A 24,696-nucleotide genomic window follows, 5' to 3' on the forward strand; every position below is an offset into this window, starting at 1 on the left:
GATGCCAGTTTTGCAAGTTTTTTTCCCAGTTAGGAAAAAATTATTTCCCAGTTAGAAAAAAAATTTTTCCTAACTAGGGAAAAACAGGCCGTTTCTACAGCCGTGATGAGTGCAAGAGCCTGTCGGGTGAAGTTTCACCGCAAGCATCTGAATATAAACGAATTGTGGTGAATGATGGATACGCGGACTACACGGACGAGGCGGATGAACGCGGATTTAATTATTAATTTTCCCTTTTCTCCTTTTTATCCATGCTTATCCGTGTTCGTCCGTCCCTCTCCGCGTCGTCCGCGTATCCATCCTTCACCCGTTTTTCATTTTTCATTATTCACTTTTCATTCGTAACTACCTACTTTAGCAGTGTAACATCAATAGTAATTCAACGTAACAAGCAATGTTCACGAATAATACAAGTACGGCTCGCGAGCCGTGCAAGTGTTGCTCGCGAGCCATGCAAGTGTTGTTCGCAGTCGAAGCCTATTCCGCCCGAAGCAGGACTTCGGCTCCCTGAAGCAAAGGCGAAGTGAAACGGATGCGCACGTCGCCCTTCTGCCCCGTAGTCTGCACGTAAGCCAGCAGACGGCCTTGGAATACGCGGCGATGGCGGGCGGTGTAGTCGCTCATGTCGCTGTTGTTCGAGTTTTCAAGTCCCAGGAGACGTGCCGGACCCTCGATGGTGCAACGAATATCGTTGTCGGCCAGCTTCACCACGATGCCTTGTTCGTCGACCACTTCTACCGTCAGATGGGCCGTAGCACGGTCGGCCGACAGCGACGTGCGGTCGGCACTGACACGGATAGCATACGGACGACCAGACGAACGGATGCTATAGGACGACAGCACCTGGCCCGCCTCGTCGCAACCTTCGGCACGCAGTTCGCCTGCCTGATAGGGAATGTCCCAATGGATGATGCCGCTTTGCGGGTCGTAAGGTTTCAGGGCTCCCACTTCCTTGCCGTCGAGCAGCAGGCGTGCCTGCGGAGCGTTGGTGTAACACACCACGCGCACCATCTGCCCCGGTTCGTAGTTCCAGATGTCCCAGGCATCGGGCGACAGATAGTCGGCCTTGGGATAGGTGCCGATGTAGGTCACCGGATGTTCGCACCACAGCGAAGCACGATGATGTCCGCGGGGCTTCGGAAGACTGGAAAAATCAAGCAATCCGGTTCCCAATCCACGTGAAGGCCATGCACCGGCCTCACCCAGATAGTCGGTACCGGTCCAGATGAACTGACCGAATATGAAGTCTTTATTCTTCACAGCATACCAAGCATCAATGCCCGAACCCGTCTCGCTGCCGTAGATGACACGGTCGGGGTATGTGGCGTGGTCTTCATCATAACGGTTTTCGGTGTAGTTGTAGCCCACCACGTCGACAGCTTCGGGATAAGCCGTCTGGTTGGACATCACCACACCAGCCAAAGCACCTGTCACCGGACGGCTTGTGTCCACCGCCCTCACACAAGCAGCCAGCCGCTGCGCAATGACGCCGATACGCATGGCATCGGGAGCATCGGGCTTGTAGCCACCAAACATGGGCTGATTAATGGTACTTCCATCCAATATCGGATGTGAATAAGGATCGTTCGGATAGTCCACCTCATTACCTATGCTCCACAGGAAAACGGAAGGATGATTGCGGTCGCGCCGTACCATGTCCGTCACATCGCGCTCAATCCATTCTTCGAAGAAGTCGAACGAACCTTGGAAAACCGGTTCTCCCTTATTCCAACCTTTTACCCATTTCCGCTTGGGAAACTCCCACTCGTCCGAAGCCTCATCCATTACAAGCAGGCCTAGACGGTCGCACAAATCATACACAACAGGAGCCTGCGGGTTATGGCTCAGACGGATAGCATTGGCACCTAAATATTGCTTAATATTGAGCAGACGGCGTTCCCACACTTCGGGCGGTACTACGGCACCCAGCACACCGGCATCGTGATGCAGGCAGACGCCTTTCACCTTCATCCAACGACCATTCAGCGCAAATCCTTTGTCGGGGTCGAACTCCAGCGTACGCAGTCCGACTTTCGTTTCGCTGCCGTCCAGACGTTTGCCGTCAGACAGCAATTCCGTTTTCAACGTATATAAATAAGGTGTATCAAGGTTCCACCGATTAGGACGGTTCACCCGTAAGGTTAACGTCTGTTTGGAAAGCCCAATCTTACCGTCAGTCACACGTCCGGAAGTCTGAGCCACACAACGGCCTTCGGCATCAAACAAAGCCGTCCGCACTTCCATCCGTCCTGTGGCCTCCACATGCTTTTCCACCTCCACGTCAACGGCAATCACCGCCCTGCGATCGGTCAGCGAAACGGCATGCCAGCCAATGCCCCATTGTGCAAAATGAACCTCTGGAGCCGACACCATCCACACGTCGCGATAGATGCCCGAACCCGTGTACCAGCGCGAATCGGCCGACCGGCTGTGGTCCACGCGTACCGCCAGCACGTTGTCGCCTTCCTTCAGATAAGGAGTCAGGTCGTACATGAAGGAAATGTAACCGTTCGGACGCTTGCCCAGCAGATGCCCGTTCAGATAGACTTCGCTGCGGTTGTATACACCCTCGAAGTAGATGTAATGACGTGCCGCATCGTCGTCGATACGGAAATGCTTGCGATACCAGCCCACGCCGCCGGGCAGATAGCCGGTACAGCTGGCCAGCGAAGGTGACAAATGATGTTCAACCGACCAGTCGTGAGGCAAATCGAGCCTGCGCCAGCGGGCGTCATCGTAGTCGGTAGAGGACATCAACGAATCGTCGGAGAGCGTGAACAGCCATCCGTCGTTAAACTTACCGGCTTTGCCAAAGGATACCTGGGCAGCGGCCGGAATCACTGGAGCCCAAACAAAGAACAGCCCCAGCAGCAAAGTAATCAGCCTGTTTTTCATGATAAAGAAAAATCGTTTAATCGTATTCTATAATGCAAAGATATAAAAACTTCCATCGGCAAAATAAAAGAGGGTGAGTCAAAACAAAAGTATCTGAAACTCTCCTCCTTCCAGAAGGAGGGGAGTTTAAATAATACTTCTTAATTTTGACTCGCCCTCTGCTGTATACTCAGAGCCTTCCAGCAGAACGTCTGCCTTTAGAATCCGTAAGCGTAGATTTCGCTGAGCGAAGCATTGTTGCCACGGTAGCTGGCTTCGATTACGACCTTAAAGTAGCGTCCTTCGGTCGGAATCACACCAAACGTCTGGGCAGTCATTACCTGCTGCATGGAGAAGCTGCCTACTTCGGTCCACTCTTCCTTATCGGAGCTGACGTAGAACTTACCGTAAGCGGTATCCATATAGCTGTCGTGCTGGCGCTGAACCAAAGCAAACTGCGAGAAAGTATGCTCGGACTTCGTGTCAACAATGATTTCGTAAGGCATACCCGGATTGACTCCACTATTCCACATAGAATGCCAGTAAGTGCCTAAATCACCATCGAGAGCACAATCAGCTTTACCGCTTGGAAGCTCACCTACAAGCTCTTCCGTATTGGCTTCGGCAGTCCAACCGGTACGATCCAGTTCGGGAGCCATGATGCGGATAGCCAGCGGATAAACGGCATTGCTAGACGAAATAGAGAACTGCGAAACGCTTTCGATGCGGATAGGCAACATGTAGTCGCCCGGTTCCAATGCACTGGCGCTCACGGCAACCGAGATGCTCGAATTGGTGATACCTGCAGCCAGCGTTACCGACTCGGGAACGGTATAGGTTCCTTCGGGCAGCATCTGATAAACGGTACCGTTTTCTTCGTTGTACTCAGCTATGTAGGCTTCGTCTACCACCAACTGTCCTGTAATGTCCCACTTGTTGTCGGTATCGAGTCCGATACCAATGTTCTTGTTAAGATCCGGTGCCGAACCGTAATTGTATTGGTCGACAGTTACTGATGTACTGGTAAAGCCCAGTGCCGGCATAATAACATCCATAATCTGCAAGAACAGTTCATCCTTATTGGCATTGATAGAGTCGCTCTCACTGGTCACATGCAGAGGCAACACCCATACCGACTCAGGATCGGTCGCCATCAACGCTTTCACCTGTTGTGGCTTCAGCGCGATGTCTACCAGTTTGTAACGGTCGTCGACCGAGAAATCCAGATGAGTAGTGCCAAGCGAGTAGCAGTCGGTACTCAGCACTTTGTAGCTGACACCTTCCAACTGACTGTATTCGTTGTCCACTTCTTCCTGCGACAGGACATTGACATCGACCGAAGCCGTCTGATAAGGGTCACTGCCCGCCTTGAACACCGAGAAGGAGTACGTATTATCTTCCTCCGTATCGAACAGGGTAAGTTCCTGCTTGCCACTGTTGTTCACGTAAAGAATCTTATGATATTCCGCCGGAACCAGATTCTCCAGATCGTATTCCGACTCGTTGCAGGCTGCCAACAGAAGCAATCCGCCTGCCAACCATATATTTTTAATTTTCATAGAATGTGTTGTTTATAGTAAGACGATTAATATCCCGGAGCCTGTACCATCTGCGGGTTGCTGTAAAGTTCATCATAATCACTTCTCGACCATACAGGAAGCAGATATTGCTTGGTATCCCATTTGAAAGGCTGGTCGATGAGCATCGGAGTATTGAACTCCTCGAAAGTCGGATTCAGCGTCAGACCGTTCAGGGCAAAGCGTGTACCCGCTTTCAGTTTGTCGGGAGCAATCGCCCAACGACGCAGGTCGTAGTAACGGTGTCCTTCTTCAAACAGTTCCACGAAACGTTCGTTGCGAACCCAGTCCATCAGGCTCATTTCCAAAAGATCGGCCGACGTCAGGTCTCTGATACCGGCACGTTTGCGGATGATATTCAGATTGTTCAAAGCCTCACCTTCCTGATTCAGAGCAGCGTAGCATTCGGCCAGGTTCAAGTACAACTCAGCCATACGGATGTACGGACGACGGGCAGCAGCATGATTGGTCGAACCGCTCGTTGTGTAGTTGATAGCCGGATCGATGAACTTCTTCGAAAGGTAACCGGTTCCTGAGATATTACGCGAATCGGAAGCACGCCAACCATTGGTATTCGTGTTCTTAAAGTTCAACCACAGCGGGTTTCCGTTGTTAATCTTCTTGGCATATTCGCATCCGTCGTAGGCAATCCAGGCATAGAAACGGGCTTCGCGCTTGGCATTCAACTTGATAATATCGTTCTTGACATCTTCACCATCCAAATCGGTTGTAAGCGACGGGCTGGAAGCTCCTTCATAGAAACGCGTATACCACTCGCTCTGCGGGAAGAAGTCAGGATCGTCCTCGGGCAATTCACCATTCTCGGTATAGAAATGCTGTACAGTGTACAAAGTCGGTGCAAATCCAGACCAACCACCGTTCCAGCTTCCGTCACTTTTCTTCACTACACGGTTCGGCAGACGGGCTGTGGTAGCTTCACCACTGTTGGTTCCGTCAGAGTCGATACGTTGGCCCCAAATCAGTTCCTTGTTATTGTCGCCCTCGGTAGCAGTTACCAGATACTGGAACATACGGACACGCTGTTTGAACAGGATGTTCTCTTCCGTATCTTCTTCACGTCCCGGAATGAACGGCAAGTCGATGCCGTCACGTTCTGCCTTCTCATTGGCTGTTTCAATATCAAAAAGTTGGTAACCGGCAGCCTGAGCAGCACTCAAAGCTTCCTGACAGGCAGTCAGCGCACGCGTCCACTTCGTTTCATCATAAGAAGAGCTGACCAGTTCGTAACCGTAGCCCGGAGTCTCGTAATTGGTATTCTTCCAACTCGGTGTAGGGAATGAACCGTTCCATAACGGAGAAGCTGCATACAACAGTACACGAGCTTTCAGACACTTGGCGATGGTAGAAGTTGCACGTCCCAGGTCAGCCGTTTCGCGGACGGCGGGAAGTACGGCAGCTGCATCGTCCAGTTTCTGAACAATCCAGTCCACACAATAATCGAAGTGGGAACGTCCCGGAATCTCTTCGTTCGTAATGTTCGGATCTACTTTTTCAGGAATAATCGGACACGGACCAAAAGCCTGCAAGACACGGAAATGATAGTAAGCCTCCAGGAAGTAACACTCAGCCTTGTACTGGGCCTTATCCTCCTCGGTCACACCCGTCGGTTGCAGCTCGTCAATCAGACTGAGGAAATGATGAACATAACCAATCCAGTTGTAGCTGGGAGTCCAAATGTTGAAATCGTCCGAAGTCTGACTGCCGCTCCACACTTTATAATAAGAAGGCGATATTGTTCCCCAAGCCATTTGCTGACCGTACATGTCCCAATCCTTCGGGAAGATTACTTCATCGGCCGACAATTCGTAAGCCTTGAAGTCGTAAACCTGACAACGGGGTACATAACCGTAACAAGTGTACAGGAAGCTTAAGGTAGCAGCCTCATCTTTCATCGTATCGTCGAAGTCGGCCTGTGCAGGCGGAATGACATCCAGATAGTTGCACGAAGTGAGCAGGCAGCACGGTATCAGTAAAGCCTGCGTTATATGGGTTATTTTCTTTAGAAGTTTCATATCTTTATATACAATGTAAGTTAAACCAACTTTTTTAGAATGTAAACTGAACGCCTAAGTTAAATGTACGTTGCAACGGATAAGAGTTCCAGTCAAGTTCAGGATCCCACAACTTAAAGGGACTGAATACAGCCAGATTATCACCGCTGAAGTAAACACGACACATCGGGAACCGGTAACCGATTTCGAGTGTCTTAAAGCGCAGGAAGTTACCATTGCGCAACCAGTAAGAGCTAGGCTGAATGTTGTTGTTGATGTCGGCACTTGTGATACCCAGACGCGGATAAGCGGCATTCGGGTTGGGGTTGTCTACCGACCAATGATCATCAGCAATCCACTGCATCAGGTTTCGTTCCAGACTTTCTACGTTCGATCCGTCACCACCACCCGACAAGAAGGGAGCATAACCACTGTTGATCATAATCTTACGTTTAGCCGATCCGTTAAAGAATACGCCGAAATCGAACTTCTTATACGAAACGTTCAGTCCGAAACCGTACTGTATGCGGGGGATTTCATCGTAAGGCGACAACATAACCTGGTCTTCGGTCGTAATCTGTCCGTCGCCGTTCACGTCACGATACTTGATATCACCCGGCATGATGTTGGCACCCAGCTGTGACTGGTCGGCCCAGTTGTCTATTTCCTCCTGACTTGAGAACAAGCCTTCGGCAATGTAACCTGTCTGTACGTTCAGCGGTTTCCCAGTCTTAGTCTGCCATACATACGGATATTCAGGTTCGTCTACATACTTATATTCGTTCTGGTTATAAGTGAAGTTTCCACGGAAATCTACCGTCCAGTCTTTACCGAACTGTTTGGTCCAGTTGACGCTTAATTCCACACCTTGATTCACTACTTCACCAATATTACTCCAAGGTACCGAACCCCAATATCCCAACAGATTAGGCCATGAAGAACGAGCCATCAGAATACGGTCACGAAGGTCGTGGAAATAATCAAATGTGATGTTCACCTGATTCAGAATTGACATATCCACACCGATATCAAACTTCTTTACGTGTTCCCAACCGGCATTTTCAACAGCCAATACATAGAAGGCAGGACCGCTACGGAAAGTTTCGTTGGTAGGCAGACCCGTCCAGAAATTATGTCCGGCACCGATGCTGATGTTATTTTGGTACAAGAAGTGAGGAGCACTTCCGTTAAACTGGTCACTACCTACCAGACCGTAAGATGCTCTGATCTTGAAGTGATTGATATACTGAGAAATCGGTTCCCAGAATTTTTCTGCACTTGCCACCCAACCGATAGAAGCTGCAGGGAAGAACTCGAAACGCTCGCCGGCGGCCAGACGTTCGGAACCGTTGTAACCAAAGTTGAACTCAAACAGATACTTGTTGGCATAGTCGTAAGTCAGACGGCCGGAATAACCCTGATTACGGTTAGGCAATACATCACTACGATATTCACGCATCATGTACATCAACATCGCCGACAGGTTATGTTCACCGAAGCTGCGCTTCCAGTCGGCACGAACATCAAAGTAAAATGTCTGATCGGCCGATTTGGTGACTCCGGACTGGCTAACATAGTCAGTACCTGTTTGCAGCAGTTCCAGGTCATAAGTATCTGTAGCCGGATCATAAGAACCATCTTTTACTCTATAATAATAAGGTGTCAGTGAACGGGAATAATAAGACTGAGACCAGTTCTTAAAATTCACCAATGCCTTCACACTCAAACCTTCTGTAATAAAACTCAAATCTTGAGTCAAATTCAGCGAAGTGTTCAATGTGTTATAGTTGGTTTCCTTGAATGAACTCATCATATAAGCATAAGGGTTCGTACCATACACACCCGATTTTACTTCTGCATTACCAAAATAGATGTGCTCATCATCACCGGGGAAATAAGCAGGGAATGAAACGGGATTGGCAGACATAACAGCCTTATACAAATCGGAAGTTGAATAGTTAGGACCTTTTTGGTTACCGATCTGAGCCATCATGCGCAAGTCGACCGTCGTGGTATTGGTCAGCTTATATGAAATATTATTCTGGAAGTTATATTCCCAGTTATTAATGTTCGGATTGTAGTAATAATCAGTCGGAGCATCCAGCAAACCGGTATCGTGATTGGCCTGTAAACTTAAATAATAAGATACACGCGATCCACCACCCTGAACATTGATATTGGCACGCTGGTTATAGTTACCATCCCTGAACAGCAGGTCGTACCAGTCCACATCGGGATAGACATACGGATTCGTGCCGTTGGCCGTATTCTGTATTTGCTCTTCCGTATAACGGGGAGAAGTAATGGTTGTAGCACTTCTTGCCTGTGCAGCTTCGTTATAAGTACGCATATAAGTAGCACCGTCGGCAAATTCTACAACATTCATCGGCTTGAAATAAGAAGCTTCCAAAGATACGTTTACCGTAGCTTTCGTATTCTCAGCACCCTTCTTGGTGGTAACCAACATGACACCGTTCGCACCACGGTTACCATAAATAGCTGTAGCCGAAGCATCCTTCAACAAGGAGAAACTCTCGATAGACTCCGCCGGAATACGGTTCAGGTCAGTTGATGAAATTTCCACACCGTCCAACAGAATCAGCGGAGTAGCTACACCACCAAAGGTATTGATACCACGAATATAGAATTCAGAAGCAGATCCCGGCTCACCGCTATTGGTCATCGAAATGATACCCGACAACTTACCGGCCAAAGCATTGGTCAGTGAAGATGACGGAGCCTTCAGAGTAGCACCCTTAATGGTAGTAATAGAACCTGTAACTGATACTTTCTTCTGAGTACCTTGTCCTACAACAACAACTTCGTCCAGCACTTCGTTGTCCGACTCCATTTTAATGGTCATGACACCCAGATCGCCAACAACCAGTTCTTGCGATTTATAACCGATATAAGAAACCAAAAGTTCCGATTTGCTGGTAACTTCGATAGAGAACTTACCATCTATATCGGTAATGGTTCCCGTATCCGTTCCTTTCAACCGGATGTTTACACCAATCAACGCTTCACCGGTCGAAGCGTCGACTACAGTACCAAGCAGTGTACGCTTGGGATTTGTCGTACTCTGAGTGACCCCCTGTACGGAAAGATCACCCGAACCAGCAACTGCAACAAGAGGATTACCGCTAATGAAACCAGCACAAAGGAGCAGGCTCATTACCAGTTTTCGATTGTTTTTCATTAGTTCTGAATCCATTTGCTAATAGATTAAAGTTAATATAAAAATTGATATTATTTTGGAATACAAAATTATCCCACAGAGCACGAAAAAGCAACTCGAAATCGTGATTTGGACATATACAAATCATTCAATATATGTTCTAAACATGCCCTGTAGGCTATTCTGAGCGTTATAAGCTTCATTTTCCGACCAAGACAACGCCTCCTTGCGGAAGAATGTAGAGCTGGACTTTTTTATCAGCTTTTACTTTCAGTGACTCACACATCGGTTGCTGTTTTTTGTCATCCTTGTAGCAAGAAACTGTTTTGCCGGACAACATAGGCAAGTCTACCTTCAGCTTCAACGGCTCTTGGGTGGCATTGATACCAGCCACGTACCACGTATCACCATGACGGCGTGCCAGAACGACATACTTGCCCGGATAACCGTCGATGAAGCGGACTTCGTCCCACGTAGTAGGCACCTGCTTCATAAAGTCGATGCACAGCTGCGGAGCATCGGTCAGATTGTTGGGAGCCAGTGCAAAGTTCTGGATCGGATTCTGGAACAGTACGGCAGTAGCCAACTGGAAGACATCGGTCGTGCGACGGGTAGTGCCACCATCGTTACCACGATTCAGACGTTTGTTGAGGAACGTACCGCCAAACTCCATACAGCCCACCGTGTTGCGGATAAACGGATGCAGGCAGGCATTAAACGCCTCGTTGTCGCAGAAGTGTTGGTTGAAAATCAGGTTCTCGGAAGCCAGTACCGCTTCGCTACCCACATAGTTGGGATACATGCGTTCCCATCCGCGTGGCAAAGTACATCCGTGGAAGATAACCATCAGTCCGTGGTCGTCGGCGTCGCTCAATATATCTTCGTACAAGCGCATCGTTTCTTGCTTGTCACCACCAAAGAAGTCCACTTTAATACCTTTTACACCCAACTTCTGCATCCAGCTCATCTCCTGCTTACGGATAATGGCATTATCCATTTTGTTGATAGGGCTTTGTTCGATGTCGTTCCAATAACCGCTGGAACTATACCACAAGAAGATTCCTATTCCTTTGCTACGGGCATACTCCACCAGCTTTTCCATCTTCTGATATCCCATATTGTTATCCCACCAACTGTCTACCAATACGTACTCATATCCTAACGCCGCAGCCAAATCGACATATTTCACCTGATCGTCGAAGTTCGAGCTGTCATCCTGCCACAGAATCCAGCTCCACGTACTGCGTCCCATGCGATAATCTTGCTTCGTAGTGTAACGGGGTTCTACTAAGTCCCAAGAAACAGTTGTTTCAACGATAGGTTTCAGGCTTTCGCCTACAGTAATCGTACGCCAAGGGGTACTACCAGGTAAAGCAAACGCCGGCTCTACTGTACCATTGCCGTTGTTCTCCTCGGGCATAGGGAACGCTATACGGTATAAGCCGTTCTCGGCATCACTGAGGTGAGACGCACAATAGCGACTGTCCACACCGGTTTCGCTGACCAATACCCAACCTTCGTCGCCCACACGGAACAGACAGGGGAAAGTATATCCATGGCCATATTGCGAACGGTCGCTCATGGGCGCATCTACTTTATATTCTTCTTCGTAACTGGGTTTCGTCCGCTTCCAGCCAATCATGGCATCGCTTTGCGGACACAAGAATGTAGTAGTCTGTTCCGGAAAATGGAAGCCGGTGGCTTCGGACATGATACGCACACTTCCTGTGCCGTGCTGACGAGGTAAAGAATAACGAAGTGCTACATCATTGTTGCTGACACGAAAGGTGACAGCCATCTGCCTGCCTTCGGCATTCGTCAGATGACAAGTCAGTTCATTAGCTTGATAATGAATGCGCGACGCTTTGATACGCGACTGTTCGTAGACTGTATCAATAGAATGAATCTCGTGACGCTCCAGTTTCAGACCTTTCACAAAACTTCCCATGTTGGTTTCAAGTCCCAAAGGAGAATTCGCCAACATTGTTTTTCCATCGTACACGACCGAATAAGCAAGCCCACCGTCGGTCTGACAGTCAAAAGCAACTTGCAACCTCTGATCCGGTCCGCTTACCGTTACATCCTGAGCGGCAACCGAACAGGCATTCAGCAGTAATAATAATGCCAACTGATTTACATTTTTCATGGTAAACTATTTAATTAATTATGAATCGGGGTTAAAAGAAAGAATAAATCATATTCTTCAAATCGAATGCAAATATATCCTACAGCAAACGAATGAGACACTCGAAATCGTGCAATGAATGAATACAAATCGGTCAATGAACGATCCGTATACACGAACTAACGAATTTATTCGTATTTTTGGCTGACTGAACAAGAAGTGCATGTAACAATGAAAAAAGTCTTATTCACCTTATGTATCCTGCTGCCACTTACTGCAACAGCGCAGCCTTATATTATAAAACATCTAGGCATCAAGCAAGGATTGTCCAACAACCACGTCGTAAGCATCGCTCAGGATAAAAGGGGCGTATTATGGTTTGCGACGGAAGAAGGATTGAACCAATTTGACGGTGTCAACTTCTCTTCCTATTATAAAGAAGAAAACAACAGCCGACAAAGCCTTGCCGGCAACGAGTTGAACTGTGTACTTGACGATCCTCAGGATTCCATACTCTGGATAGGAACACAACGCAACGGACTGAATGCATACAATTATGCCCAAAACACCTTTACCGTCTACCAGCACGATCCCAACAATCCGGAAAGTCTTATCACAAACGACATAACCCGCATTATAGCTGCCAATGACAGCAATCTCTTCATCAGTACCTATTGGAGCGGCATTGAGTATCTGGATAAAAAGACCGGTAAATTCACCCACTACAATTCGCAAACCGTACCCGGCTTTCCCTGTAACGGTATTTGGGCCATTGAGAAAGGAGAAGATGGAATCCTTTATGTCGGCCATGCTGAAAACGGATTCAGTATCTTGTCTACCAAAGAGAAAACTATCAAAAACTTCACCCACGACCCCAACGACGCCAACAGTTTGCCTTCCAACGAAGTAGGAAGCATATGCAGAGACCGCAACGGAAACATCTGGGTAGGAACAGGAAAAGGACTTGCCTTATTCAATCCGGAAGCAGAAAAGTTCATCCGCTTCAACGATAAAGACAAAAACCTTTCGCACCGCATACACGACATAAAACAGCTGAACGACAACCAGCTGTGGATAGCCATGGAGTTCGGTGGAATTGCCATAATGGACCTCTCACAACACATGTTCCATGCACCCGATCACAGTAATCTGACAATTATCAAAGAAGAAAACAACGAGTATGGCTTGTCCAAAGCAACCATCCGCTGCCTGTTTCAAGATACATACAACAATGTATGGGCCGGCTCTTACGGCGGTGGAATCAACTTCATCAACCGCAGCCAGCCATTATTCTCCGTATACAAGTATTCTCCTTTCCCTTACACGGATAACCACCTGACCAGTAAAATTGTGTCAAGTGTCTGTGCCGATCGTCAAGGTAATCTATGGATAGGTATGGACGAAGGCGAAATCGACTTGTTCAGAAAGGGAAAACAGGTAGATTGCTATAACAGCCGGAACAAGAATTTGTCCGGTGCACCCATACAGGCATCTCTGTGCGATTCGAAAGGAGGACTATGGTTCGGCCTTTTTTATGGAGGCATCCTCTACTACGATGCACAAATCCGCAACTTCAAACAGATACTTCCGCCTGCACAAAGTCATGTCGATGTCAGAGCTTTCCACGAGGACAAAGAAGGGAATATATGGACCAGCACCAGCGAAGGCATTTACCAGATTGACCGCAATACACACAAGATAAAAGCACACTACGGCTCGACAAACGATCTGGTACGGTGCATTGTAAAGGACTCGGAAGGACAGCTTTGGGTAGGCTACTTCGGAGGCGGGCTAACAATATTTGACGAATCGTTCAATCCCATAGCTTCTTTCAACGTAGCCAGCCAGTTTCCGTCGAACACCCTCAATGCTCTTTACGAAGACAGTAAAGGCCGCATGTGGGCTGCCACCGGCGACGGACTGGTATGTTTCCCTTCACTGAAAAAGCGGGATTACAAAGTATACAGACGCGAAGACGGACTGGTTAATACACACATTCAGGCCATCAACGAAGACAAAGAGGGCAATATCTGGTTCAGCACCAACAAAGGCATCAGCTGCCTGTGCAACGATGGAGACACCCTGTACAATTACGACCAGCACGATAACCTGCCACTAGGCAACTTCAGCCATAACTGCACGGCAACCGATTCGGTAGGACGCCTGTACTTCGGCTCCATAGACGGATTGTGCTACTTCAACCCCGAACTGGTATTACAGAAACGTCAGTCGCCACCGGCATTCATCAATTATCTGGTTATCCACGAGCCCAGCGAAAACTTCGAAAACAAGCCTGTCATCATACCCTTAAACGGCAAAAAAAGCATAGAACTGGAACATTGGCAAAGCAGTTTCAGCGTAGCCTTCAACATTCAGAACTATGCCCTGACCGACCAGGTGGAGTATGCCTATATGCTAAAGGGACTCGAAAATGCATGGTACACCGTGACCGACATCCATAACCTGACTTTCCGCAACCTGTCGCCCGGAAAATACAAGTTGCAGATAAGAACACGTATGCGCAATCAGGAATGGGCCGACAACATGACTACGCTGGATATATACATCGACCCTCCCTTATGGCTTACCTGGTGGGCCAAAACGATTTATTTTGCCTTGGCCATCTCCATTCTGTCGGTGCTGCTCTACATCTACAAGAAAAGGTTGGATGCAGAAACCCTGTATAAACTGGAGAAACAGAACCTGCAACATGAACAGGAACTGAACAACGAACGTCTGCGTTTCTATACCAACATCACTCACGAATTGCGCACACCGCTCACCCTGATACTGGGACCGCTGGAGGATATGCAGAAAAACAATTCGCTTTCGGCCAAAGATGCTCAGAAACTGAGCGTCATACATCAGAGTGCCATACGCCTGCTCAACCTCATCAACCAGATTCTGGAATTCCGCAAGACCGAAACCCAAAACCGGAAACTTTGTGTCTGCCGGGGCAACATTGCCGCACTGGTACACGAAACCGGACTGAAATACAGAGAACTGAACCAAAAGCCAGATGTAGAAATCAAACTGGATATAGAGGAGGAAAACATAACGATGTATTTCGACAAAGAGATGATACAGTCCATATTGGACAATCTCATCTCGAATGCCATCAAATACACCGAAAAGGGCAGCATCACCATCGGAATACGCCTCGCCGAGCGTACCGGAATCTGCTACACCGAACTTTGGGTAAGCGATACCGGCTACGGCATTCATCCGGATGCCCTACCCCACATCTTCGAACGCTATTATCAGGAAGGTGGAAAGCACCAGGCATCGGGTACGGGCATCGGACTGGCACTGGTAAAGAACCTCGTCAAACTGCACGAAGGCGAAATCAGCGTCGAAAGCAAACTCAATCAAGGCAGCACGTTCCGCATCAGCTTGCTGACCGATAACTTCTACCCCAACGCCCTGCACACCGATATCCAGCAGAACGATGCAGAGAAAACCACGGAACAGGAGCCGGAACCGAATGCCGACGAACGTCCCATCCTGCTGGTCGTAGAAGACAACCAGGACATCCGCGACTACATTGCCGAATCGTTCAGCGAACACTTCGACGTACGTACGGCTGCCAACGGCAAGGAAGGAAGAGACATTGCACTGAAAATAATCCCCGACATCATTGTGAGCGACATCATGATGCCCGTGATGGACGGTAACGAAATGTGCCGTGCCCTGAAAAGCGATGTGCGCACCAGCCACATCCCCATCATCCTGCTTACAGCCAAAGACTCGCTACACGACAAGGAAGAAGGCTATGCCGTGGGTGCCGACTCGTACCTGACCAAGCCTTTCAGCGCCAGCCTGCTGCACAGCCGCATCGAGAACCTGATTCAGAACCGCCGCATCCTGTCGGAACACTTCCGCAGCAAGTCGGGTGAGGCGCCAAGCAAGTCGGCTGCTGTCATGGAGTCGCTCAACAAGCTCGACAACGAGTTTATCCATAAAATCAACGAACTGATAGAAGCCCGCCTGTCGTCGGACAAGATAGACGTAGGCTACCTTTCGGACAAGATGTGCATGAGCAGCTCTACCTTGTACCGCAAGATGAAGGCGCTGACCGGTATGTCGGCCAACGAGTACGTACGCAAGATGAAAATGAAATATGCCGAGCAATTCCTGCTTGAAGGGAAATACACCATCTCGGAGATAGCGGCCAAGGTTGGCATCAACAACCTGTTCTACTTCCGCCAATGCTTTAAGGAAGAGTACGGCGTAATACCGTCCGAATACCTGAAACAGCTGCGCGAAAAGGCCGGAGGCGAGCCATCCTAAGCGTCGCTTCCTCCGTCGATTAACGGTTCATTTCCAGTTCGATGCTTTTGATTTTCTCCAGCGTCTTTCCGGCCTCGGTCGAGGGGAACAGCTGGAGTACCTTCTGCAAGTAGGTACGGGCTTTGGAATAACTGTTCGAGAAGATGTCCGACAGGCTGTTACGGTAACGGGCATATTGCATCCGCGTAGGCGAAGCTATCTTTCGGTAGTCCTCGTTCAGCTTGTTTCGGGCACGCTCGGCCTGAAGGTAAAAATAATTGCCTAGAAAGATGTTGGCCTGAAGGTTCTCGGGATCGAGCGTCATCACTTGTTCGTAAATACGTTTTGCATCGTCCGACTCGCCCCGCATCAACTGTACCTCGGCACACGACACAAGAGTGGGCACATCCTGAGGATGCGCCTGCAACACTTCCCGATAGAAAAGATAGGCTTTATCGTAATTCCTGATTTTTTTGTAACGCACAGCCAGCTCCTGAGCCAGACGAGGAGCCACCGCAGCATTCTTGTTGACGTGGGTCCAGTAGAACATTTCCGTCTGCTCGGCATCGGCTACAGCCGACTGACGGAACAGGCTGACGGCATACTCATCGTTTCCCGAAGCAAGTGCCTCGGCAACCTTCTCCAGCAACACAGCGGCCGACTGGCCAAAGAGCGCCAAGGGGCAGCACAAAACAATAGATAGAAGCAAAGTTAAGGTTTTCATTGATGTAAGACTGATAGGTTTATATCCAGATTCCCCGTCTCGGGAAACCACCTACAAATGTAGATATTTCCATAACAACAAACAACGCGCCGAAGTTGAATTATTGTTAATCTTTCTGTCCGTTTTTTCCTTTTTTCTGTGTACTTTTGCCGCCCAAAGAAAAAAGAGGAAATTTCATGAAGCCCAGAGACCGCCAAATCCTGCAAATTGCCCTGCCGTCCATCGTGTCCAACATCACCGTGCCCCTGCTCGGCCTCATCGACGTGGCCATCGTGGGACACCTCGGCGCACCGGCCTACATCGGCGCCATCGCCGTGGGCGGAATGCTGTTCAACATCATCTACTGGATATTCGGTTTCCTGCGTATGGGCAGCAGCGGCATGACCTCGCAGGCACTGGGGCGGCGCGATCTGCCCGAGGTGGTTCGCATCCTGCTCCGCTCCGTAGGCATCGGCATGGCGGTGGCAGCGGTGCTCATCGCCCTGCAAGTGCCCATCCGTCAGGCGGCTTTCCTGCTGATACAGCCCACCGACGAAGTGCGCCGGATGGCGACCGTCTATTTTCATATCTGCATTTGGGGAGCTCCTGCCATGCTGGGGCTGTATGGACTGACGGGCTGGTTCATCGGCATGCAGAACTCGCGCACACCCATGTTTATCGCCATTACGCAAAACGTGGTCAACATCGTGGCCAGCCTCAGCCTGGTCTTCGGATGCGGCATGAAGGTCGAGGGCGTGGCACTGGGCACACTCATTGCGCAATATGCCGGCTTTGTCATGGGGCTGACACTATGGCTGCGCCAATATGGCAAACTGAAGAAGTATCTGCCCGGCAGACAAGGCGGTGGCTCGGATGCAGGTAGCAACGGATTGTGGGAACGCCAGGCGATGCGGCGCTTCTTCGCCGTCAACCGCGACATCTTTCTGCGCACGCTCTGCCTGGTAGCAGTCACCCTGTTCTTTACCTCGGCCGGTGCCGCTCAGGGAGAAATCATACTGGCGGTCAACACCTTGCTGATGCAGCTCTTCACCCTTTTCTCGTACGTGATGGACGGTTTTGCCTATGCGGGCGAGGCCATGAGCGGGCGTTACATCGGAGCGCGCAACCGTGCGGCATTCGGTGATACGGTGCGGCGGCTCTTCGTGTGGGGCTTCCTGATGGCGGTCCTCTTCACCCTGGCCTATGCCTTCGGGGGCAATGCCTTCCTGTGCCTGCTTACCGACGACCGACAGGTGACCGCCGCTGCCGACAGCTATTTCGGTTGGGCACTGGCCATTCCTGCTGCCGGCGTGGCGGCATTCATTTGGGACGGAGTGTTCATCGGTGCCACTGCCACCCGCGGCATGCTTCTTTCCATGGCTGCGGCTGCCGTCTGCTTCTTCGCCCTGCACTACGGGCTCCGGCCGGTACTGGGCAATCATGCGTTGTGGCTGGCTTTCATCGTTTACCTGTTTGTGCGCGGAGCCGTACAGACGGTGCTGAGCCGCGGAGTTGTGCGTCGTGCATTCGCCTCGCCGGCAGTAGGCTAAAGCCACCTTTGTTCCCCGTTTGCAGGACACTTGCACGGCTCGTGAGAGACACTTGTACGGCTCACGAGAGACACTTGCACGGCTCGCGAGCCACACTTGCACGGCTCAGCCCCCCTTCTCAGAGCCTTCCAGACGGGGGCTGACAGGCAGAACAACTCACATCTTTTAACAGCCACTCCCGACACAACGTCCTCCGTTTTCCGTATCTTTGCACCGCGAAAAGCCAAAAGAAGGATAACATGAGCAACAAGAATACCATTCAGAAAACCTTCCCTGTGATGGGCATGAGTTGTGCCGCCTGCGCAGCGCGGGTTGACAAGGCACTGAATCATCAGCCGGGTGTCCGGCACGCGGCAGTAAACTATGCCGCCGCCACGGCTACCGTCGAGTACGACTCCGATTGCTGCGACGAAGCATCCCTGCAACAGGCCGTACAGGCAGCCGGCTACGACCTGCTGATACACACCGACGAACATACAGCCGACGAAGTGGAGCAAGCTCACCGGCAGAAATACCAGGCACTGAAATTCCGCGCCACGTGGGCCATCGTCCTGTCGCTGCCCATCATCGTCATCAGCATGGTCTTCATGGACATGCCTTATGCCGGCTTGGTGACGGGCATACTGGCCACGCCGGTAGTATTCTGGTTAGGCCGAAGTTTCTACATCAATGCCTGGAAGCAACTGAAACACGGTGCAGCCAACATGGACACCCTCGTAGCCCTCAGCACCGGCATCGCCTACCTGTTCAGCGTCTTCAACTTGCTGTTTCCCGACTTCTGGCTGTCGCGGAGCATCGAGCCGCACGTCTATTTCGAAGCTTCCAGCGTCATCATCGCCTTCATTCTGCTGGGCCGTCTGCTCGAAGAGCGTGCCAAAGGCAACACTACCAGTGCCATCAAGAAGCTGATGGGGCTGCAGCCGAAGACGGTAACGCTTGTTGGGAATGAAGAACCCTATTTAAATGAAGAATTAAGAATGAAGAATGAAGAATTGGGCTGCGCAATGCCTGAACGTCCTCAAGAAGATTCTTCATTTTTCATTCCTCATTCTTCATTTTCCAAAGATTCTTCATTCTTCATTCTTAATTCTTCATTTAAATTGGAGCAGGTTCTTCCCGGCCATCTGCTGTTGGTAAAACCCGGCGAACGGGTACCGGTGGACGGAACAGTAGTCAGCGGCGAATCGTATGTGGACGAAAGCATGCTGAGTGGCGAGCCGGTGCCCGTCAGCAAAAAGGCGGGAGCTCACGTCTATGCCGGCACCATCAACCAGAAAGGCAGCTTCGTCTTCCGTGCCGAACAGGTGGGAAAGAACACGCTGCTGGCCAAAATCATCCACATGGTGCAGGACGCTCAGGGCAGCAAAGCTCCCGTACAGAAGCTGGCCGACCGCATAGCGGGCATCTTTGTGCCCGTCATCATGGGCATCGCCCTGCTGGCCTTTGCCGCATGGATGGTGTTCGACCCAGCCGGAGGCTTCACTCACGGCCTGCTGGCACTGGTCACCGTACTCATCATAGCCTGCCCCTGTGCTTTGGGACTTGCCACACCTACCGCCATCATGGTGGGTATCGGCAAAGGAGCCGAACGGGGCATCCTCATCAAGGACGCCGAAAGTCTGGAACGCGCCCGACGCGTGAATGCCGTCGTGCTGGACAAGACAGGCACCGTCACCGAAGGCCATCCGCAAGTGACGTCGCTCCGCTGGAAAAACGAGGACGAGCGTCTGGCCGCAGCCTTCTACGAACTGGAAAAACACTCCGAACATCCGCTGGCCGAAGCCATCGTCCGCTACTTGGAAAATATTTTTCCCCAGTTAGAGAAAAATATTTCTCCAGTTAGGCAATTTGAAAGCCTCACCGGACGGGGCATCCGCGGCACGGTGGGCACCACCCTCTACTACGCCGGCAACCGCCGTCTGCTGACCGAACAAGGTATCAGTGTCAGCCCGCAACTGAAGGAAGAAGCCGAACGACTGACGGCCGAAGCGCAGACCGTCATCTGGCTGGCCGACGAACACGAAGCACTGGCCATTGCCGCCATTGCCGACCGCATCAAGCCGACCTCGCGCCCAGCCATCGCCGCCCTGCAACGTCAGGGCATCGAAGTCCACCTGCTGACGGGCGACAACGAATCCACTGCCCGCGCCATCGCCGCCCAGGCAGGCATCCGCCACTACCACGCCGGCGTGCTGCCGCAAGAAAAGGCTTCGTTCATCGCCCGCCTGCAGCACGAGGGCAAAACCGTAGCCATGGTGGGCGACGGCATCAACGACAGTGCCGCCCTGGCACAGGCCGACCTCAGCATCGCCATGGGCACCGGTAGCGACATCGCCATGGACGTGGCAAGCATCACCCTGCTGACGGGCGACCTCGGCAAACTGCCCGAAGCCCTGCGCCTCTCGCACCTCACCGTGCGAACCATTCGCCAGAATCTCTTCTGGGCCTTCTTCTACAACCTGATAGGAGTGCCCATCGCCGCCGGTGTGCTCTACCCCGTCTGCGGTTTTCTACTCAATCCCATGATAGCCGGGGCAGCCATGGCCTTCAGCAGCGTCAGTGTGGTGACAAATAGTCTGAGGCTGAAAAACAAGAAAATAGGAATGAAAAACGATTCTGGCAAATACCCCGATAGCATCGAAACCGGGTTGTCAAACGAGATAGTTGAAACGGAAAGCAAAATAACAGAAACGAAAAACGAAGAAACGCCGAAAAAAGAACCTGCTGTATCGACTCCTGTTGTTTATAAAGTCGAAGGCATGATGTGCAACCACTGCCGCATGCACGTGGAGAAAGCCCTGAACAGTCTGGAAGGCATCCGTGCCACCGTCACCCTCGACCCGCCCGCAGCCACTATCGAATTCACCGACGGCAAAAGCTACACACTGGAAGAGCTACAGGCACAGATTACGAAGGAAGCCGGAGATTATCAGGTTCTGGCGGCTGAACAGGCCTAACTGTTCAGCCACAGCTTCAAGGCCGCTACCCGTTCCCGGCTCACCTGAATGCTGCCGTCGAAAGGAGGCGTAACGTGTACTACCTTTTTCCGTTGAAGTAAGGCTCCAGATCACGAATACAGTTGGCCGAAAGGATGAACTGGCGACTGACGCGGAAGAAGCGTTTCGGGTCGAGTTGTTCCTCCAGTTTGGCAAGTGGCAGGTCGATGATGTGCGTGCGGCGGTCGGCCGTCACGGCAAAGGTCACTTTCTCCTCCGAATAGAAGTAACATACCTCGTCCACAGCCAGGGTGTAAAGGTTGCGTGCACCGTTCACTAAGAAACGGGTACGATAGGCGCTTGCCTGATGTCCGGCAAGGGCACGAAGCAGTTCGGGCATATCGAGCAGACTGTTTTGCTGACGGATGCGGGGAGCCGTCAGGCGTTCAAACTTCAGGAGGGCATCGGCCAGACGCTCCCGATGGATAGGTTTCAGCAGATAATCGATGCTGTTCACGGTGAAGGCACGGACGGCGTACTCGTCGTAAGCGGTTGTGAACACAATCATGCTTTCGGGCTGTGCCTGCTCGATGAAGTAGAAAGACAACCCATCTGTCAGTTGTATATCCAGGAAAAGCAAGTCAGGATGAGGATTGGCAGCAAACCATTGTACTGACTCCTCTACCGTTCCGGGCAGCAGCAGGATGTCCCACTCGGGGCGCAGCTCTTTCAGCATGCCTTGCAGCAGCCGGGCGGCGGGCAGCTCGTCTTCGATGATGGCAGCCCTGATTGTCTTCTTGTTCATCAATTCATCCATCGGTATTCATTCATATAGTAAAGGAACTTTCACATCAAAACAATTCTCCTGCTTCTCCACAACAATCTCCTTACCACACAGCAGACGGTAGCGCTGCGCCAGGTTCTTCAGCCCATGTCCGCCTGAAACAGCTCCCAACTTGGGATGTACGGGATTCGACACACGCAGCCAGGCACTTTCTTCTCCGTCCGTCAGTGCCTCCACCGTCACAGTCATCGGGCGCGAAGGACTGATGACGTTGTGTTTCACAATGTTTTCGACCAGCAGTTGCAGCGTAAGGGGTGGCAGTTGGGCTTCCTCGCGAATGGCATCGGCCACTTGCCAGTCTACCGTCAGACAATCACCCAGACGGACACGGTGCAGCTGGACATACGTATCGACAAACCCCATTTCGTCGTGCAGACTCACCAGGCGCTTGTCCTGACACGTCAGGATATAACGGTAAACGTCGGACAGGTTCCGGGTGAAGCCGACTGCTCCCTGCGGATTGTATTCGATTTCGGCAATCAGCGTATTGAGGCTATTGAACAGAAAATGCGGATTGAGCTGACTTTGCAGTGCCATGTAGCGGGCCTGCAAGGCGCTTTCCTCCAGCTGTTGCGTACGGCGGTAAGCAAGCAGCAAGCAAGTCCCTGTAAAAACGGTTACTGACCGACTGACTGACAATGACCAGCTCCGTCAGCCACGTAATAAGCAACAGGCGTGTCCCCTTATACACCAACTGAAAAGGATGGGGAATGTCGAGCAGCAGTTTCACCGATACCAGCAGCAGATAGTTGAGGGCAAACAGAAACAAGGCCGACAGCACCAGAAAGAGCACCATCCGCCGCCGGTTGTCGAGAAAGGCCGGATAGCTGCTCCGCAACCGCAACCGGATATAACGCATTCCCAGTCCCACGCCGTTGAACAACAGCATCACAGCTACAAAGGCTTGGGGTGTCAGCAGCCGGTCCTGATGGCGCAAAGGAATGTCGGCAAAGCGCACCAGGAAGAAATAGGAAAAGCATCCCAATCCGGAATACAGCAAGATGTCCCAAATGTATGATTGTCTGGTCGGTCGCATACGAGTTCTGTTTTCGTTCATTGTACAAAGCCGGTAGCTTCGGCGTACAGTCCGCCTGCGCATCCGGATAATTTCCTGTACACCGGCGGCGGTACACCCGCAAATATAGCGATTTATCCTTCCCCACAAGCCCGCTGCAATGCACTTTTTGCCAGACAGGCGTTTAGTTTCGAACGGATATGGTTCTGCTGTGCCTCCAGATGATAGAGCTGTGCATTGATAACCTCTACAATGGAGACACTGCCTTCGCGATATTTATCCAGTGCCAACGTCTCACTTTCGGCCGCCTTGCGCAACGAACTTTCGGTCAGTCGCACCTGCTCCATCGCCTGCTGGTAGTTGCAACAGGCTGTTTCTACCTCCAGACGCAGCCCGTCGGCCACCTGCATACAGCGTTCACGGGCTATGTCTACCTGATAGCGGCCTTTGTTGCGGGTATGACGACGTTTGCCCCACTCAAAGATAGGCACACTGAGTTTGGCGTAAACCGAATAGTTGGGGTCGAGATCTGCCCGGAAGTCATAGCCCGGCGACGAGTAGTTACCATCCACTCCCACTGAAAGCGAAGGCAGATAACGGGCATTGGCCATGCGTGCGGCAGATTGCTGCACGCCGATGTTCGTCTCGGCCATCTGCATCTCGGGGCGACGCGACAGAGCATCCTCCACCTGAAAAGACAATCCGGCCAGAGAAGGAACTGCCACCAGCGTGTCTGTCAGTATCTGCTCCCCGGAGGGGATTCCGGCCAGAGCGTTGAGCGAGAGGCGAGCTACTTCGGCTTCGTTGCGGGCACGTTCCGACCGATAGTCGGCATCGTTCAGCCGTACTTCGGCCATCAGCAGGTCGTTACGGTCGGTATACTCCAGCTCCACCCGTTCGCGAACCACCGCAACCAACTGCGCTACCGACGTACGGTAACGGTCGGCTACAGACACCAGCTCGCACTGGGCCACACGGTTCCAATAACGTACGTCGGCCTCGTATCGCAGATCGTTCGTCACGCGACGCACTTCCTGACGGGCTATTTGGTCCTCGCCCCGTGCCTTGTCGTAACCTGCCTGCAAGGCACCGCCTGTATACAACGGTTGCGACAAGTTGAGCGAAGCGCCGTACTTCGTATTTCTTCCTTCGAAGGAAAGTACATCATCTGTGCCCGGCACGTTTACGTCCAGTTGCAACGGTTCTCCTGTATAGTTGAAGTTGGCCCCTCCCGAAAGCTTGGGCAGAAAGTCGGCACGTGCCATCTGCCGCGCTGCATCGCTTGCGCCCACGGCATGTTCGGCAGCCCGCAGGCCGGGACTGTAAGCCTGTACCTGGGCACGATAGGCATCGAGCAACGGATGTTCCTGTGCAAGTCCTTGCAGGGTACATGCCAACAAGGCACAACACATAGTGATAGAATATCTTGATTTCATACGATAATGGTTGTTAAATAAGTTAAGTCTTGCAACTGGCAGCCATAAGTCAAGGGGCTTACAAACACCTGACAAACAAGGCTGCATCAGTTTATCTTCTGTTTATCGGAAATAAACAGTCGGTTTATCCATAGTAAACTTCGAGTTTACCGGCTTTGAACTGTCGGTTTATCGGCA

The 24,696-nt window shown here is 51.1% G+C and carries 12 protein-coding genes and 1 pseudogene; 3 read left to right on the forward strand and 10 right to left on the reverse strand.

Annotated features, from left to right (window positions below; genetic code table 11):
- Positions 1–477: 477 nt before the first annotated feature.
- The 5 genes from Q3C19_RS11320 to Q3C19_RS11340 all read right to left on the reverse strand — a co-directional run bounded on the left by Q3C19_RS11320 (position 478) and on the right by Q3C19_RS11340 (position 11,787).
- Positions 478–2,895, reverse strand: a complete 2,418-nt coding sequence (locus tag Q3C19_RS11320; protein ID WP_302729378.1) for a sugar-binding domain-containing protein — start codon at positions 2,893–2,895, stop codon at positions 478–480.
- A 197-nt stretch (positions 2,896–3,092) separates the two neighbouring features.
- On the reverse strand, positions 3,093–4,433 hold the full coding sequence (locus Q3C19_RS11325; protein WP_071150575.1) for a DUF1735 domain-containing protein: 1,341 nt from the start codon (positions 4,431–4,433) through the stop codon (positions 3,093–3,095).
- 26 nt (positions 4,434–4,459) lie between these two features.
- Positions 4,460–6,484, reverse strand: a complete 2,025-nt coding sequence (locus tag Q3C19_RS11330) for a RagB/SusD family nutrient uptake outer membrane protein (protein ID WP_302729381.1) — start codon at positions 6,482–6,484, stop codon at positions 4,460–4,462.
- 34 nt (positions 6,485–6,518) lie between these two features.
- Positions 6,519–9,677 (reverse strand): TonB-dependent receptor, encoded by a 3,159-nt coding sequence (locus tag Q3C19_RS11335; RefSeq protein WP_302729383.1) that lies wholly within the window; start codon positions 9,675–9,677, stop codon positions 6,519–6,521.
- A 163-nt stretch (positions 9,678–9,840) separates the two neighbouring features.
- On the reverse strand, positions 9,841–11,787 hold the full coding sequence (locus Q3C19_RS11340) for a glycoside hydrolase family 97 protein (RefSeq protein WP_302729385.1): 1,947 nt from the start codon (positions 11,785–11,787) through the stop codon (positions 9,841–9,843).
- A gap of 210 nt (positions 11,788–11,997) precedes the next feature.
- On the opposite strand from Q3C19_RS11340, the gene Q3C19_RS11345 reads away from it, so the two are divergent.
- Positions 11,998–16,056 (forward strand): hybrid sensor histidine kinase/response regulator transcription factor, encoded by a 4,059-nt coding sequence (locus tag Q3C19_RS11345; protein WP_302729387.1) that lies wholly within the window; start codon positions 11,998–12,000, stop codon positions 16,054–16,056.
- 19 nt (positions 16,057–16,075) lie between these two features.
- Here the strand turns inward: Q3C19_RS11345 and Q3C19_RS11350 are convergent, their stop codons facing one another.
- Positions 16,076–16,759, reverse strand: coding sequence for a tetratricopeptide repeat protein (locus tag Q3C19_RS11350; protein ID WP_302729389.1), 684 nt, complete (start codon positions 16,757–16,759; stop codon positions 16,076–16,078).
- A 176-nt stretch (positions 16,760–16,935) separates the two neighbouring features.
- Here Q3C19_RS11350 and Q3C19_RS11355 point away from each other — a divergent pair, with 176 nt between their 5' ends.
- On the forward strand, positions 16,936–18,288 hold the full coding sequence (locus tag Q3C19_RS11355; protein ID WP_302729390.1) for an MATE family efflux transporter: 1,353 nt from the start codon (positions 16,936–16,938) through the stop codon (positions 18,286–18,288).
- A gap of 239 nt (positions 18,289–18,527) precedes the next feature.
- Positions 18,528–21,245 carry a copper-translocating P-type ATPase gene (locus Q3C19_RS11360; protein WP_302729391.1) on the forward strand — a complete coding sequence of 906 codons (2,718 nt, stop codon included), beginning with the start codon at positions 18,528–18,530 and terminating at the stop codon, positions 21,243–21,245.
- Here Q3C19_RS11360 and Q3C19_RS11365 read toward each other — a convergent pair.
- The 4 genes and pseudogenes from Q3C19_RS11365 to Q3C19_RS11380 all read right to left on the reverse strand — a co-directional run bounded on the left by Q3C19_RS11365 (position 21,242) and on the right by Q3C19_RS11380 (position 24,519).
- A pseudogene (locus Q3C19_RS11365) lies at positions 21,242–22,029 on the reverse strand (LytR/AlgR family response regulator transcription factor). The gene Q3C19_RS11360 and the pseudogene Q3C19_RS11365 sit on opposite strands and share 4 nt — an antisense overlap.
- An 18-nt stretch (positions 22,030–22,047) precedes the next feature.
- Positions 22,048–22,605 carry a sensor histidine kinase gene (locus tag Q3C19_RS11370; protein WP_277120845.1) on the reverse strand — a complete coding sequence of 186 codons (558 nt, stop codon included), beginning with the start codon at positions 22,603–22,605 and terminating at the stop codon, positions 22,048–22,050.
- The gene (locus Q3C19_RS11375; RefSeq protein WP_277120846.1) at positions 22,562–23,104 is read right to left on the reverse strand and encodes a hypothetical protein; all 543 of its coding nucleotides are present in this window, start codon (positions 23,102–23,104) and stop codon (positions 22,562–22,564) included. Before Q3C19_RS11375 ends, Q3C19_RS11370 begins: the two co-directional genes overlap by 44 nt.
- Before the next feature lie 113 nt (positions 23,105–23,217).
- Positions 23,218–24,519: a TolC family protein gene (locus Q3C19_RS11380; RefSeq protein WP_302729393.1), complete on the reverse strand. Its 1,302-nt coding sequence runs from the start codon at positions 24,517–24,519 to the stop codon at positions 23,218–23,220.
- Positions 24,520–24,696: the final 177 nt, after the last annotated feature.

This window comes from Bacteroides sp. ET489 (genome assembly GCF_030518095.1).
GTDB classification, from domain to species: Bacteria; Bacteroidota; Bacteroidia; order Bacteroidales; family Bacteroidaceae; genus Bacteroides; species Bacteroides ndongoniae.